16 protein-coding genes are annotated in these 15,162 nt (G+C 44.2%); 14 read left to right on the plus strand and 2 right to left on the minus strand.

All coding sequences use genetic code 11. The annotated features are described in order from the left end of the window. The 12 genes from CWI32_RS06850 to CWI32_RS06905 form a co-directional block, all read left to right on the plus strand. On the plus strand, positions 1 to 729 hold a 729-nt coding region (locus CWI32_RS06850; RefSeq protein ID WP_100534936.1), incomplete at its 5' end, for an NAD(P)H-dependent glycerol-3-phosphate dehydrogenase. A gap of 78 nt (positions 730 to 807) precedes the next feature. Continuing rightward, on the plus strand, positions 808 to 1,263 hold the full coding sequence (gene sixA, locus CWI32_RS06855; protein ID WP_100358070.1) for a phosphohistidine phosphatase SixA: 456 nt from the start codon (positions 808 to 810) through the stop codon (positions 1,261 to 1,263). 29 nt (positions 1,264 to 1,292) lie between these two features. Then, positions 1,293 to 2,432 carry a type II secretion system protein GspL gene (gene gspL / locus CWI32_RS06860; RefSeq protein ID WP_100534937.1) on the plus strand — a complete coding sequence of 380 codons (1,140 nt, stop codon included), beginning with the start codon at positions 1,293 to 1,295 and terminating at the stop codon, positions 2,430 to 2,432. Next, positions 2,432 to 2,911 (plus strand): type II secretion system protein M, encoded by a 480-nt coding sequence (locus tag CWI32_RS06865; RefSeq protein ID WP_005096579.1) that lies wholly within the window; start codon positions 2,432 to 2,434, stop codon positions 2,909 to 2,911. Before gspL ends, CWI32_RS06865 begins: the two co-directional genes overlap by 1 nt. Before the next feature lie 90 nt (positions 2,912 to 3,001). Beyond that, the gene (locus tag CWI32_RS06870) at positions 3,002 to 4,003 is read left to right on the plus strand and encodes a quinone-dependent dihydroorotate dehydrogenase (RefSeq protein WP_005096580.1); all 1,002 of its coding nucleotides are present in this window, start codon (positions 3,002 to 3,004) and stop codon (positions 4,001 to 4,003) included. 5 nt (positions 4,004 to 4,008) lie between these two features. After that, positions 4,009 to 4,590 (plus strand): CvpA family protein, encoded by a 582-nt coding sequence (locus CWI32_RS06875; RefSeq protein WP_005096581.1) that lies wholly within the window; start codon positions 4,009 to 4,011, stop codon positions 4,588 to 4,590. A 24-nt stretch (positions 4,591 to 4,614) separates the two neighbouring features. Then, complete coding sequence (purF, locus tag CWI32_RS06880; protein ID WP_100534938.1) at positions 4,615 to 6,150, plus strand: amidophosphoribosyltransferase; 1,536 nt, start codon at positions 4,615 to 4,617, stop codon at positions 6,148 to 6,150. A gap of 90 nt (positions 6,151 to 6,240) precedes the next feature. Then, positions 6,241 to 8,130 (plus strand): M48 family metalloprotease, encoded by a 1,890-nt coding sequence (locus tag CWI32_RS06885; RefSeq protein WP_100534939.1) that lies wholly within the window; start codon positions 6,241 to 6,243, stop codon positions 8,128 to 8,130. Between the two features lie 205 nt (positions 8,131 to 8,335). Beyond that, positions 8,336 to 8,977 carry a hypothetical protein gene (locus CWI32_RS06890; RefSeq protein ID WP_100329781.1) on the plus strand — a complete coding sequence of 214 codons (642 nt, stop codon included), beginning with the start codon at positions 8,336 to 8,338 and terminating at the stop codon, positions 8,975 to 8,977. A 21-nt stretch (positions 8,978 to 8,998) separates the two neighbouring features. Then, a complete protein-coding gene (locus CWI32_RS06895; RefSeq protein ID WP_100534940.1) occupies positions 8,999 to 9,967 on the plus strand; it encodes a 2-hydroxyacid dehydrogenase in 969 nt (322 codons plus the stop codon). 86 nt (positions 9,968 to 10,053) lie between these two features. After that, positions 10,054 to 11,496: a M48 family metalloprotease gene (locus CWI32_RS06900; protein ID WP_213064369.1), complete on the plus strand. Its 1,443-nt coding sequence runs from the start codon at positions 10,054 to 10,056 to the stop codon at positions 11,494 to 11,496. A 108-nt stretch (positions 11,497 to 11,604) separates the two neighbouring features. Further along, a complete protein-coding gene (locus CWI32_RS06905; protein ID WP_100534942.1) occupies positions 11,605 to 11,964 on the plus strand; it encodes a hypothetical protein in 360 nt (119 codons plus the stop codon). Between the two features lie 69 nt (positions 11,965 to 12,033). On the opposite strand, the gene CWI32_RS06910 is transcribed toward CWI32_RS06905, so the two are convergent. Continuing rightward, positions 12,034 to 12,480, minus strand: coding sequence for a GatB/YqeY domain-containing protein (locus tag CWI32_RS06910; RefSeq protein ID WP_004280076.1), 447 nt, complete (start codon positions 12,478 to 12,480; stop codon positions 12,034 to 12,036). A 33-nt stretch (positions 12,481 to 12,513) separates the two neighbouring features. After that, the gene (gene rpsU / locus CWI32_RS06915; protein ID WP_001136722.1) at positions 12,514 to 12,729 is read right to left on the minus strand and encodes a 30S ribosomal protein S21; all 216 of its coding nucleotides are present in this window, start codon (positions 12,727 to 12,729) and stop codon (positions 12,514 to 12,516) included. 147 nt (positions 12,730 to 12,876) lie between these two features. Between rpsU and tsaD the strand changes: the two genes are divergently transcribed. Together tsaD and CWI32_RS06925 are read left to right on the plus strand one after the other, a co-directional pair. Beyond that, on the plus strand, positions 12,877 to 13,893 hold the full coding sequence (tsaD, locus tag CWI32_RS06920; protein WP_100534943.1) for a tRNA (adenosine(37)-N6)-threonylcarbamoyltransferase complex transferase subunit TsaD: 1,017 nt from the start codon (positions 12,877 to 12,879) through the stop codon (positions 13,891 to 13,893). A 204-nt stretch (positions 13,894 to 14,097) separates the two neighbouring features. Next, positions 14,098 to 15,036: a sensor domain-containing diguanylate cyclase gene (locus CWI32_RS06925; RefSeq protein ID WP_100534944.1), complete on the plus strand. Its 939-nt coding sequence runs from the start codon at positions 14,098 to 14,100 to the stop codon at positions 15,034 to 15,036. Positions 15,037 to 15,162: the final 126 nt, after the last annotated feature.

A 15,162-nucleotide genomic window follows, 5' to 3' on the forward strand; every position in this document is an offset into this window, starting at 1 on the left:
TCACAAGCCGTGATTTCACTCACCAAAGGGATTGAAGCCAAAACTTTTAGCTTCATGAGTGATATTATTCGGGAAGTATTGCCAGAAGTGCCTTATGGAGTGCTGTCCGGGCCGAATCTCGCCAAGGAAATTGTGGCAGGTCAGCCGGCAGGAACCGTGATTGCCAGCGAATCTGAGCTGGTACGTTATGCCGTACAGCAAGCCTTACATAGTGCCTTGTTCCGTGTTTTTGCCAGTGATGATGTACATGGTGTAGAACTCGGTGGTGCCTTGAAAAATATCTATGCCGTCGCGATGGGGATGGCAGCCGCGTATAACGTGGGTGAAAATACCAAGAGTATGATCCTGACCCGTGCACTGGCCGAAATGAGCCGTTTTGCGGTAAAATTGGGCGCGAATCCGCTGACTTTCCTCGGGCTTTCCGGTGTGGGTGATTTATTTGCGACTTGTAGCAGTCCGCTGAGTCGTAATTATCAGGTTGGTTTTGCCTTGGGCAAAGGCAAGACTTTGGAGCAGGCTACTACTGAACTGGGTCAAACTGCAGAAGGGATCAATACCATCGTACAGGTCAAGGCGCGTTCCGAAGAACTGGATGTCTATATGCCAATTACTTCTGCCTTGTATGATGTGATTTTTGAAGGTGCACCACCACTCAGCATTGCATTGTCATTGATGAAAAACGGTCATCGCAGTGATGTGGAATTTGTCTTGCCACATCATCAAGTCTGATCTATAACCCAAAGAGACTGTATGTGAATTGTCATATTGGCCAGTTATCATGCAGGCAAAAGAAAATAAGGAAACCCAATGCAACTGACTTTAGTGCGACATGGTGAGGCTGCTCCACCAGTCAATGGCAATGATAGCAAGCGTCCATTGACGGAGCGTGGTCATCAGCAGGCTGAGCAAGCCGCACAGTTCTTAAAAAATATGATTAAGCCTGAAGTATTTGTGGTGAGTCCCTTATTGCGTGCACAAGAGACCCTGGCTCATCTGCAGCAGTATTTTCAAGATGTACCCGTGGTGATCTGTAATGCGATTAAACCCGATGATGATGCCAAGGTCGCGGTTGAATGGTTGTCGCAACTGCCTTATGAATCAATTGCCGTGGTGTGTCATATGAATGTGGTGGCGCACATTTCTTCTATTTTGCTGGCGGAGTCTTTTCATCCCTATGCATTGGCAGAAGCACGTATCTATGCGCAGCCAGTCATTGCCGCGGGTTTGTCGACAACAGTTAAAAGTTTTATTCCTACATTATAAAAACCAATTAAAACGGTAGTACACAATCGATGTTGTATTTATGGATGCCTGAGGCCAATGGGGTTTGGCAATGGTCAACTGGGGAATTCTGGAACACTGCGGCCACACTTGAGCAGTTGATTCAGGAGATTCAGGCTCATCATGGCGAAGAAGCAGTAGTGTTTTTCCCGAGCCGTCATGTGCAAATTTTGCAGCAGACTTTGCCCAAGAGCCAATATAAAAAAATGGGCAATGAGGGCATCAAGTATCTGCTTGAAGAGTATGTGGTGCTGCCCGTCGATGCCATGAAAGTGCTGCATCATTTTCAGCAGCCTGATCAGGTCAGTATTATGGGGGTTGCGAATTCGACCCTCGAGACCTTGCAGTATTCTCTCAACTTGATTCCCGTCAAGCTGGCGGCTTTGCTGCCAGACTTTTTGGTGCTGCCGGTTCCTGAAGCCAATCAGCGGATGATTACCCAAATTGGTGGGCGCTTGTTGGTACGAGAAGCAGAATATATCGGCCAGTCACTGGATGATCTGAGTCTGTATCTGGATTATCAGCCCAAAGATTTGCATTATAAAGTCAGTAATCTGAGTCAGGATCAGTTAAGTAGCCTAGAAGCACTGGTCACACAGGAGCAGTTAGAATCTTTTCAGTATGTCCTTCCTGTATTGAAAAAACCTAAACAGCATGCGTTTAATGTATTGCCCAAAGCCAAATCTGAAGGTGCCATTTCCGGTTACTGGAAAGCATGTGCAGCTGTATTTCTGGGCATATTAGTCTTACAGTTTGGTTATGATGCGGTGCGCTGGTATCAATACAAAAAAGTGGCAAATCAGACCGCTGCACAGGCCGTTGATCAGTTCAAGTACTGGTTTGGGCAAAATTATCCGGTCACTGAGCAGAATATCAAAAGCCAGTTTGAAGGGCAGTTGCGTCAAAGCCAGATTGCCGATACACAGGCATTGCAGCTGATTAGCCGGGTGGGGCCAGTCTTGATGCAGAACCAGATTGTGGCACAACGGATCAATTATGATGCGTCTGTGTTGAGTATGGAGCTCAAGGCCAATTCATCAGATATGCTAAATGCATTGACCAAGCAATTGAGTCAGCAAGGCTTTAAAGTGGAGCTGGGGAATATTCAGGCCAGCGGAACAGGTGCCATTGGGCTGGTGAGGGTGCAATAATGAAAGCCATCGAAGCGCTACAAAATCGCATGGATCAGTCTTTTGAAAAACTGAGGGATTATCTGGACAGTCTCTCGGCACGTGAACGGGTATTGGTGATTTTTACCACTATTTTTGTAGTTGTGGCTGCGGTCAGTTCAGCACTCTGGTATATGCATCAGGCAGCAGACACCCAGCAGAAACGTTTAAATCAGCTGAAAGATACCATTGTCTGGATGCAAAGTAATGCAGTCACCATGAAACCTGCTGGAGACATGCAGCTGGATGCCGCAGAGAAAGTACAGCGGGTGGCACAGCAACAAGGTCTTTCGGTTGCATCGCAGCAAATAGATGGGAAAATTCAATTGGCAGTCATGCATGAAAATTATGCAGTATTGGCAAACTTCCTGACTCAACTGGCACAAATGGGTCTAAGTGTTGAGAAAATGGAACTAAATAATGAAGCAGGACAGATTAAATTAACCGCGACCGTGCAATAAACGGTAAAAATAAAGATTTGCAAAGCATGGTTTTTTTGTCAGCCTATGCCTATAATATGCCGACTTAAAAAGCAGTAGACTTTTCTAGATATGTTGTATTCTCTAGCCCGCCCTTTGTTGTTTTCTTTAGCACCAGAGCGTGCACATGAGCTGACACTATCACTATTAAAATCATCCCATAAAATGGGCTTGATGCGTCAAAATGTTGCTGCGAAACCTGTGACTTGTATGGGAATCGAATTTCCCAATCCAGTAGGTCTTGCGGCAGGTTTAGACAAAAATGGTGCTTATATTGACGCCCTTGCTGGTCAAGGTTTTGGTTTTATTGAAATTGGCACCATTACCCCGCGACCGCAAGCTGGCAATCCCCATCCGCGGTTATTCCGTTTGCCACAGGCCAAAGCCATTATTAACCGTATGGGTTTTAATAATGAGGGTGTAGATCAGCTGGTGGAAAATGTCAAAGCTGCCAAATTTAAAGGCATTCTCGGCATCAATATCGGTAAAAACGCTGATACTCCGGTAGAAAAAGCAGTAGATGATTACCTTATTTGTTTAGAAAAAGTCTATAATTATGCGTCTTACATTACCGTCAATATTTCTTCTCCCAATACCAAAAATCTGCGCAGTTTACAAAGTGGTGATGCGCTGACCGAACTGCTTGAAACATTGAAAAACCGTCAACTTGAATTGGCGCAGGAATACCAGCATTATGTACCTTTGGTCCTTAAAGTAGCGCCTGATCTGGACGAAACCGATATTGCCTTTATTGCCAAGCAGTTACTGCAATTCAAGATTGATGGTCTGATCGTGACCAATACCACACTGTCACGTGAAGGGGTGGAAGGTCTGGCGCATGCAGAGGAGGCAGGTGGTCTATCTGGCGCGCCAGTCTTTGAGAAAAGTACCGCATGTCTGGCTGCATTTGCTCAGGTGTTAAAAGGACAAATTCCCTTGATTGGTGTGGGTGGTATTCTTTCAGGCGCAGATGCTGTTGCCAAGAAACAGGCAGGTGCCAGCCTTGTACAAGTTTATAGTGGCCTCATCTATACTGGACCTGAACTTGTAAAAGATTGTGTAGACGCACTTTAAATCCTATGAATGCCATTGATATCTTTCTGCTGATTATCTTGCTCATTGGAGGGCTCAACGGTTTGCGTCAAGGATTTATTAAAGCCTTTGCGAACTTAGTGGGATGGATCTTTGCCCTGATTGTTGCGGCAAAATATTCAACGCTACTTGCGCCGTCTATGGTTGCTCTGAGTACAGATCCAGTCGTACAAAAGATAGCAGCCTTCGCCTTTATCGTCCTGTTAATTGTGGTTCTGACCTGGATCGTCACTGCGCTTTTAAACCGTATTTTAAAGAGTCTTAAACTGGGTCCGCTTAACCGTCTGGCAGGTGGTGTCTTTGGTAGCCTGAAAGGCTTGCTGATTGTGCTGATTACCATGCAAGGTATTGGCCCGTGGGTAGAAAGCTCACCGCACTGGAAACAGTCCAAGTTTATTCAAGCCTTATTGCCTTATGCGCCTTGGGCGACTCAAATGTCGAAAGACGCCGCGAATGGTGCACTACAACATATCAAGCCTGAAGGGACATCGAAACCTTCAGCTGTATCATCTGAAACATCGTCCAAATCTGGAGCTGCAGATGAGTCTACAAATAATCCTTTTTATTAATCCTAGCTTGTCTGCGAGGTTGCTATGTGTGGAGTAGTTGGTATAGCTGGTAAATCACCCGTTAACCAAATGTTGTTTGATGCATTAACGATGTTACAACATCGTGGACAAGATGCAGCTGGGATCGTGACATGTGATGAAGGGCGTCTGTTCCTTCGTAAAGACAATGGGATGGTGCGTGACGTATTCCATACCCGTCATATGCGTGCCTTGAAAGGAAATTACGGTATTGGCCACGTGCGTTATCCAACAGCCGGTTCATCGAGCAGTGCAGAAGCACAGCCATTTTATGTGAACTCGCCGTATGGAATTACCTTGGCGCATAACGGTAATTTGACCAATGCCGAAGAAATTCACGATGATCTGTTCAAAACTGACTTGCGTCATATGAACACGGATTCTGATTCAGAAGTGCTGCTAAACGTGCTAGCGCATGAATTGCAAAAACATGGCAAATTGGTGCCGACTTCGGAAGATATTTTCCATGCGGTAACACGTGTGCATGAGCGTTGTAAAGGCGCTTATGGTGTGGTAGCAATGATTACCGGACAAGGTCTGGTGGGCTTCCGTGATCCGAATGGTATCCGTCCACTGATTTACGGTTCACGTGAAACTGAACAGGGCATGGAATATATCATAGCTTCTGAATCGGTTGCGATTACTGCGCTGGGCTTCAAAGTTGAGCGTGATATTCAGCCAGGTGAAGCGGTATTTATCGATTTACAAGGTAATTTCTTTACCAAGCAATGTGCGACCAATCCTGAATATCGTCCATGTATTTTTGAATATGTGTATTTTGCCCGTCCGGATGCCATTATTGATGGAATCTCGGTGTATAAAGCACGTCTGAAAATGGGTGAGAAGCTGGCGCAAAAAATTCTGCGCGAGTGGGGTGAAGAGCATGATATCGATGTGGTGATTCCGATTCCGGATACTTCACGTACTTCTGCATTGGAACTTGCCAATATGCTGGGTGTGAAATTCCGTGAAGGTTTCATGAAAAACCGTTATATCGGTCGTACTTTTATTATGCCAGGTCAGCAACTACGTAAAAAATCGGTACGTCAAAAACTGAACCCGGTTGAGCTTGAATTTAAGGGTAAAAACGTACTATTGGTCGATGACTCGATTGTGCGTGGTACGACCTGTAATGAAATTATCCAGATGGCACGTGATTCTGGTGCGAAAAAAGTCTTCTTTGCTTCCGCAGCACCGATGGTGAAATATCCAAACGTGTACGGTATCGATATGCCGGCAAAATCAGAGCTAATTGCCTCAGATCGTAGCGTCGAAGAAATTCGTGAAATTATTGGTGCAGACCGTTTGGTGTTCCAGGATCTGGAAGATTTAAAAGATGCAGTTCGAACCACCAAAGTGCCAGATCTGAAAGATTTTGACTGTTCGGTATTTGACGGCGTTTATGTCGCGGGTGGTATTGATGCGCAGTATCTGGATGATCTACAGCAAAAACGTAGTGACAGTGCCATGAAAGAAGGGAATTACATCGATGTGAATATCGATGCAGCTTCTGTAGATTTAACTGGCGTACGTGAAGTCTAAGCGCTTAAAATCATCATGAAAAAGCGGGAATTTCCCGCTTTTTTGTTTTATGATGAACCCATTGAAAATAATCTTAACTAGGGTTCTACATTGCGCAACGTAGGATATGATTTTATAAAAAACAAGAATATCGTATTGCCTGTAAGCTTCTGCTTGATTGCTGTGCTGTTAACTATTTTTATTATCAATACCGTTGTTGGTCTATTCGTTTTTTATGTTGATTCTACCCAGTCTATTTTCTGGCATATGCTCAGTCCTTATCTGATTGCTTTGCTGTTATGTGCCATGATGATCTCGGTCATCTATGAATTTTATCTTTTCCGGAATGGCGGTTATTCGCTGGCAAAACAGATGGGTGCGCGCCGTCTCAGCCCGATGGAAAGTATTCCTGAGGAAAGTGTGGCACTGCAAATTACCCAGCAGCTGGCCGATACCTTTTTAATTGAACCTCCGGCGGTGTATGTACTGCCCGATGAAGTTGGAGTTAATACGCTGACGGCGGGTTTTAGCCCGCGAGATACCGCGATTATTCTGACCTGGGGTGCGGTACAAACTCTGGATAAAGTCGAGCTATATGGTTTACTCAGTCACGAATTTAATAAAATTCTGTCGGGTGAAACTGCGGAAAATACCCGCTTAAAAATTTTGTATAGCAGTTTAACCACCTTTAGCCAGTGGGGCAGCAAAATTGCCAAATCCGGTTTCTATCGAACTGGCATTCGACGTGAAAATAAGTTTGAAACCTTTTATGTCGCAATTGGCGCAGTAATCTGGCTGATTGGCAGTTTAGGTGTATTAATCACACGCTTTATTAAATATATTTCACTGGGTGGACGCACTTTTAAGAATGACCAGAAAACTCGCCGCCTGATTCAAAATGATGCCAATATCCAGACTTTACTCAGAATTCATGTGCATCATTCCGGTTCGCAAATCTATAGTGAATATGCCGAATCCATTTCCCATATGTGTTTTGCCAATTCCTTGAGTCCGCAAAACTGGTTGAATATTCACCCAAATATTAATCAACGAATTTATGAATTAAATCCTGCCCTGATTCAGGATTTGCAGCTCGAGAACTTGAAGAAACTCAAGAATCAGCCTTTATTCAGTTTATTTCGTTCTCTGGAAGAAGTGGTGCCCGAGACTGCGATGAGCTGGAGTTCGCCACAGCCTCTGCCGTTGTTGCGTCTGTCGCCAATCAGTTTTGCGATTAAGGATGCGATTAAACCGCTGAATCCGGAGCTGCGGCTGAGTATGCCGCGTCCGGAGTTGCTCGAACGTGCATTGCAGACGGCGACCGGCTCGCGTGAAGTCATGGTCGCCATTTTGATGATTCGTCAATATCGTGAATTTATTCCGACTGAGGCTGAAGTGAGCCGCGCCATTGTAGATTCACTGCTGAATCTGGATGGGCGGGTGCATATTTCGATTTTCCAGCAAGCCTGCAAGAATATTGGCGGGATGCCCACCACAGTTGCACGTCAGTTTTTGATGAAACTGGCACGAATTATTCAGGAAGATGGTGAAATTGGCTTGCTTGATGCCTTATTGCTGGAATGTGTCAAATATGAGCTGAATCTATTGTCTGCACATATTCCAACAGCTTTGGATGAAGTTAAGCCCCAGATTGTGCGTCTGATTGATGCCTTGTTGCATGTGCAGCAGATTAATAGCGGAAACCAGCTTGAGGTTCGCGAACGCATTTTAAGCCGGATTTTGTCGGCTCGAGAATTGGACTTATACAATGAAATTTCTGATGAGCCGATTGATCTGGCGGAAATTCTGAATGATATTGCGGGACTTTTACTGCGTGAACGTCTCGGGATTTTGGGTATCGCAGAAGCCTGTTTGTGGAGCGACCGTATTGTGACTCAGGACGAACTGGATGTGATGGAACTGCTTTATTGGCGCTTGGGTTTTGAGGCAGAGCAGATTATTCAACAAATGTTGAAGAAAAACAGTTTAACCATTATGTAAAAAAGAAGACAACAATTCACAGTTTGAAACTGCATCTGTTATAACAGAGGCAGTGATTTAATTGCGTATTAAAAGTACAGTTTTTAGCAGGCAGATCGACTTTGTATTAGAATCCATCAGGATAAAAAAGAAAAGCGGAAAAAGTTCGGCAAAGTAGAGGCAATCCGGCTAAAATGTTCAGCCTGAAATTGGTGATGATGAAAAGATGATAGGGCATCAGCGTGACATACTGGCAACATTAGGAATTGATCTCTGGATTCCTAGGGACAGCGCATGTCAGCCACATCAGGTCTCGATCTGGCGTGATCAGGCTGCACCAGAATTTCACAGTGACATTGTCTTGCCTCAGTCCAAGCAGCCCGAGGTATTTACAGATCTATCAATTCCTGAGCCGGTTATTCAGCCCGAAGCTGAAGTCATGCCTGTGGTATCAGTGCCCACGCCAGTACTGGTTCAGGAACAGCGTGAAATCATACAAATTCTGCCATTTAGTTTGCAGATTTTAAGTCTGGCCCATTGCAGTATTGTGATTGATGCGACTGCAATGACTGAAGAAACCCAGAATTTATGGACGAATATCCAGCGTGCAGTGGTCAGCGAGTTTTGTGAGCTGAACTGGCCATTTCCTTGGGCCAATGTTCAGGATGGGCGCGGTGTGGACTCTTATATTCAGGGTTTTCTCGATGGGATGAGTGCCGAGAAAAATATTATTTTTTTGGGAACTGTACCTTATATTTCAAATAGTAAAATAATCCAGTTGGCTTCTTTACAGGAAATGCTAGATCAGCCAATTCTGAAAAAACGTTTATGGCAGTTTATGCAAAATAGGTCTGCCAGCTTGAAATAATATGAGTTTGGAATAAAAAATATGAAACAAAAAGTGGTTGTATTTAGTCAGATCGATGCTGATATTCAAAATAAACTTGAACAACATTATGATGTCGCTTATATACAACCCAAGTTAGGCGATGTGAACCGGCAGCTTTTGCAGGAGGTTCAGGATGCCGATGGCATGATTGGTGCAGGTCGATTGCTGAATCGTGACAATCTGGCGACTGCCACCCGGCTTAAAGTCATTTCCAGTGTCAGTGTCGGTTATGACAACTATGAACTTGATTATTTAAATGAAAAAAATATCTATCTCAGCCATACCCCGCATGTACTGACTGAAACCACGGCAGATCTGGCTTTTACATTGCTGATGTCTGCGGCACGTAAAGTGGCCTATCTGGATCACTGGACCAAACAAGGACAATGGCAGCGTACTGTTGGTGAAGCACAATTTGGTCTGGATATTTTTGGAAAAACTTTAGGTATTATCGGTCTGGGTCATATTGGAGCTGCAGTTGCACGTCGTGGTTTTTATGGTTTCAATATGAATATTTTGTACCATAACCGCCGTGAAAAACCAGAATTGGCCCAAGGCCTGAATGCACAGTATTCTGACTTAGATGAACTATTACAGCGTTCCGACTTTGTCGTTATTGCGGTTGACTTAAATGCTGATTCCAAAGCGCTGATTACAGCGGTTGAGTTGGCAAAAATGCAACCACATGCGGTATTGGTGAATATTTCACGTGGCTCAGTCATTGATGAGCAGGCTTTAATTGACGCTTTAAAAGCCAAGCAGATTTTTGCTGCCGGTCTCGATGTCTATCAGAAAGAGCCTTTAAAAGAATCTGAATTATTTCAGTTGGACAATGTGGTTACATTGCCACACGTGGGTTCTGCGACGACTGCCACCCGTAAAAAAATGGCCGAATTGGCCTATCAGAATCTGGTGGATGCTTTAGAAGGGCGAGTGCCACGCTATGTGGTTAATCCTGAGTTTCAATAATATTAAATAACATTTTCTTGCGTATATGCCCATTTTTCAATGCTATATTCAAGGCAGCTTAGAACAATAGATTTAGAGATTTTTCATTGAAACGATTGGCGTTGGCGTGTGGCTTAACGATGTGCATGGTGACAGGGCATAGCTCTAGCCATGATTCTAATCAAGCGACTGCACACTTTTCTGTGCCTGATATTGGTACAGGCGTGGGTTTACTCGATCAGCAAAAAGAAAGAATGATCGGTGAAAAAGTCTATCGCGAAGTGCATAAGCAAATGCCAGTCATGCAGAATCCATGGCTGGAAGACCAGCTGCTGTCGGTATTTTCTCATATTCTCAGTCAGACTCAGTTACAACAGCCCATTGGTTTGCTGGTGATTAATGATCCACAAATTAATGCTTTTGCTGTGCCGGGAGGGCTGTTTGCTCTTAATGCTGGTTTAATCAATTCAGCCCGAAATATGGATGAAGTGGCGGGGGTGATGGCGCATGAAATTGCACATGTCACACAACGTCATTACAGTCGCTCTCAAGATGCTTTTAAAGGGCAGGGTTTACTGGCATTGGCCGGAATTTTGGTCGGGGCATTGGTGGCCTCTCAGGCGGATGGTGATGCGGGTGCTGCGGTGATGATGGGTTCGCAAGCCGCGTTGATGGATAAACAGCTGACTTATAGTCGTAATCAGGAGCGTGAAGCAGACCGAATTGGCATGCAATATATGTATCGTTCGGGCTATAACCCGCATAGTATGGCTGACTTCTTCGAAGTCATGCATCGCTCGACCAGTCGCTTAAGCTTCCTGCCGGATTTCTGGTTCACCCATCCACTGACGACTGAGCGTATGAGTGAAGCACGTTTGCGTGCCAATCAGCTGCCTGCGGTCAAACCTAAGCTGAATGATCAGGACTTTGAGATTATCAAATGGTATAGCAGGGTGCTGTCTCGCCAGACCAGTGAGGAGCAGCTCAGTTTGATGAATCGGCAGAATAATTTTGCCGGTCAGCTTGCTTTGGCTGCCTACCAGATACAGCAAAGTGATTTTCAGGCCGCACAGGCTGCTTTAGATCAGGCGAAAAAGCATAACCAGATGCATCCTTTATTGGTCTTGTTTCAGACTGATATTTACTTAGGTCAGAACCAGTTGAATGCAGCGCTGAAAAGTGTGGCTTCGGCAGCGCGGATCATGCCGGAAAATCGTGCGCTCAATTATAAATATGCAGAAGTCTTGATTCGTGCCCAGCAACCTGATCAAGCTAAACAGATTGTACAAAAGTTTTTGAATGCCAATTCCCGCGATGTGAGCGGCTGGCGACTGATGCAACTGGCGACCAATGCAGAGCCTGCATCGGCAATCAAGGCCGCCAATGTGCTGCGTTATCGTGCAGAAGTAGAATACTGGTCCGGTTATGAGGAAACTGCCATCAAGTCATTATTACATGCACAGCGTACAGCGAAAAATAATCAATCTTTATCGGCAACCATTAACCAACGCCTGAAACAGATGCAGCAGGCACGTCAATATAAAATTTAAGCCTTAGTCAGATTTTAAGCTTTTATATCAGGATGATATGGTCAGGATATACTGAATCGGGCTACAATCTTTTTTTAATGATCAGTGCGATTAAATCTGAAGCATGCTATGAAGAAAATATTATTGGGCATCTGTCTATTGGGGGGGAGTTATGCGGTATTTGCTGCGAGTGCAGTTGAATATGTAGAAGCGGTAGAGCGAATTAATGCGGATTATAAAAAGGAATCGCGTCAATTTTTAAGTGGTTTAAATCCACAGCAACAGGGATTTAGTCCTGAGCAGAATGCAAAATTTTGTGGAATTGTAGGACGTTATGTTGATCGTTTATATCAGGCCGCTGATCAGAATCGTGCTTATCTGGATCGTCAGTTTCAAAATATGAGTAAACAGGAGGTAATTGTAGACGTGAAATCGTCTAAAGAGATGCAATTACTCAAGCGTTATCAGGTCGATTGTAATTTGCAATAAGAATACGTCAAGAACTGTCTTTGATTAAAGGCAGTTCAACGTTAAAGAGGAAATGCTAGAGAGTAGGGATTAAGCAAGTTGCGCTTTGATTTTGGCGGAAACTTGTGCAGGATCGGCGCGCCCGGCTATGAGCGGACGCAGAGAATTCATCACCTTACCCATATCTTTCATGCTAGTAGCTTGTTGCGCTGCAATAGCTTGCGCAATCATGGAATCAAGTTCTTCCTCAGTCATAGCTTCTGGTAGAAACTGAGACAAAATCTCAATTTCGGCTTGTTCCTTACTAGCTAAATCATCTCGGCCAGCGCCTGCAAAGGCTTTAACCGATTCTTTACGTTGTTTAATTTGTTTTTCAATGACCGCAAGAACCTGAGCATCGTCAAGTTCTTTGCGCTCATCGACTTCGATTTGCTTAATTGCTGCCTGTAGACTACGAATGACCGTCAGCTTGGACATTTCTTTGGCACGCATTGTTGCTTTCAAAACATCCGTGATTTGGTCTTTTAAAGTCGTCATTATTTATTCCAGGCAATCAATCACAAATTAATCTTAGTAAAGGCGAGTCGTACGTACTGATTCACGCGCCAATTTCTTTTGGTAGCGTTTAACAGCAGCAGCTTTTTTGCGCTTACGTTCTTGAGTTGGTTTCTCGTAGAATTCACGCTTACGTACGTCAGCAAGAACACCTGCTTTTTCGCATGAACGTTTGAAACGACGGATAGCTACGTCTACTGGTTCGCCTTCTTTCAATTTAACTTGTGGCATGAAGAATCCTCATATCAGTTAGGGTAAGATCTCGGGCTGAATTGCCCTCAATCACAAGTGAAGGTCAGTATTTTACTCATTTACATCTCATACCACAAGTCTATAATAGTTGCTGCAATAGAATTGATACAGGTTATAGGCAGTTTAATGATCGTTTTAGGCTTGGAAACGTCGTGTGATGAAACAGGACTTGCGCTGTATGACAGCGAGTTGGGTTTGCGCGGACAGGTGCTTTATAGCCAGATTAAACTGCATGCAGAATATGGCGGTGTAGTTCCAGAGCTGGCGTCACGTGATCATGTGCGTAAATTGATTCCACTCATCAATGAGCTACTTGAACAAAGTGGCGTGAAAAAATCAGAAATTGATGCAGTCGCATATACCCGTGGCCCAGGTCTGATGGGCGCACTCATGACAGGTGCATTGTTTGGTCGTACTTTGGCCTTTGCGCTGAATAAACCCGCAATTGGTGTGCATCATATGGAAGGTCATATGCTGGCACCTTTGTTGTCAGAAACTCCGCCTGAGTTTCCATTTGTCGCATTGTTGGTATCGGGTGGGCATTCTCAGCTCATGGCGGCTTATGGCATTGGCCAGTATGAACTCTTGGGTGAATCTATTGATGATGCAGCCGGCGAAGCCTTCGATAAAGTCGCGAAAATGATGGGCTTGCCATATCCGGGCGGTCCGAATATTTCAAAACTAGCGGAGCAGGGCGATCCAAATGCATTTGCATTCCCACGTCCAATGCTGCATCAAGGCTTGGAATTTTCATTCAGTGGTCTAAAAACGGCTGTTTCTGTACAGATGAAAAAGCTCGGTGATGAAAACCGCGATGCCGATATTGCGGCCAGTTTCCAGGAAGCCATTGTCGATACTTTGGTGAAAAAGTCGGTGAAAGCACTGAAACAAACGGGGCTTAAACGTCTGGTGATTGCGGGCGGTGTCAGTGCCAACAAGCGTTTACGTGAGCGTTTAGAAACAGATTTAGCCAAGATTCGTGCTTCGGTTTATTATGCGGAACCTGCACTCTGTACAGACAATGGTGCCATGATTGCTTTTGCGGGCTATCAGCGTCTAAAAGCAGGACAGCATGATGGCTTGGCGGTAACAACCACACCACGCTGGCCAATGACGGAATTGACTAATCCGACAGAGGCATAGATTTCAGGCTTGAAAAAAAGAGGCTTAGGCCTCTTTTTTTATGGTTAATTCTTTAATGAAAACTTATGAAACGATGTGTTGTGAATATTTATTTTTATAGCTGTTATAAGATAAATACACGCTATTAAATACAGAAAAATAGTTTAATACTTCCAATTTTATATTACTCATATTTTGGCAAATGTGGAGCAGGGGTTACTTCGGATGGAGAATATAAATTTTAAAAGTTTTCAGGATGCTGGGCAGGCAGTATTACAGTTTCTGCATCAGCATTTTGGCTTTAATTTATGGATGATCACCCGAGTAGAAGCTAAGGACTGGATTGTGCTGCAAAGTGAAGATCATGGCTACAATGTACAAGCTGGACAGGTTTTTCAATGGGCCGACTCTTTCTGTTCTCATATGGTGGCAGGTAAAGCACCTAAAATTGCCCCTCGTTCTGAAGATATTCCGCTTTATGCGACTGCACCGATTAACCAGCAGGTGAGTATCAAGGCTTATATTGGTCAGCCTTTAATCAATGAAGATGGTAGTCTGTTTGGAACACTGTGTGCGATTGATCCGGAAATCAAATCCGAAGCGATTCTTCAGGATATGGGAATGGTCGAGTTATTTGGCCAACTACTGAGTTCGATTTTGCAGGCGGAACTGCGTCAAAGCGAGCAGATCAGACAACATGAATTATTGCAGGAAGAAGCCAGTAAAGATGAGTTAACAGGATTATATAACCGGCGTGCCTGGAAAAAACTGCTATGGGCAGAAGAAGAGCGCTGCAAACGATATGGTCATCCTGCTGCTGTATTATTTATTGACCTGAATGACCTCAAAAAAGTCAATGACAGCCTAGGGCATGATGAAGGAGATAAGCTGCTTCAGAAAGCGGCTCAGGTGCTCCGGGAAAATGTACGGATTAATGATATTGTCGCCCGTCTGGGTGGAGATGAGTTCGTAATTCTGAGCATTGAAAATGATGAGTCTAGTAATGTGAGTCTGCTTGAACGTTTGATCGAAGCGTTTAGCACGGCAAACATCGGAGCAGCAATTGGTATGGCAATGCGCCATCTAGCGCATGGTTTATTTGAAGCACTCGCACAAGCGGATAGGAATATGTTTGAGTATAAACGTCTGAATAAAGTAACATAATTTTTCAAGATATTGAAATATAATGGGTAAAATTATTTTTTAGATTGTAAACGGGTTAAGTAGAGTAATAAAAACACAGCCATTTATGGCTATATAAATAGCCCAACATCAAAATTATTGTTCTCT

This window comes from Acinetobacter pseudolwoffii (assembly GCF_002803605.1).
GTDB lineage: Bacteria > Pseudomonadota > Gammaproteobacteria > Pseudomonadales > Moraxellaceae > Acinetobacter > Acinetobacter pseudolwoffii.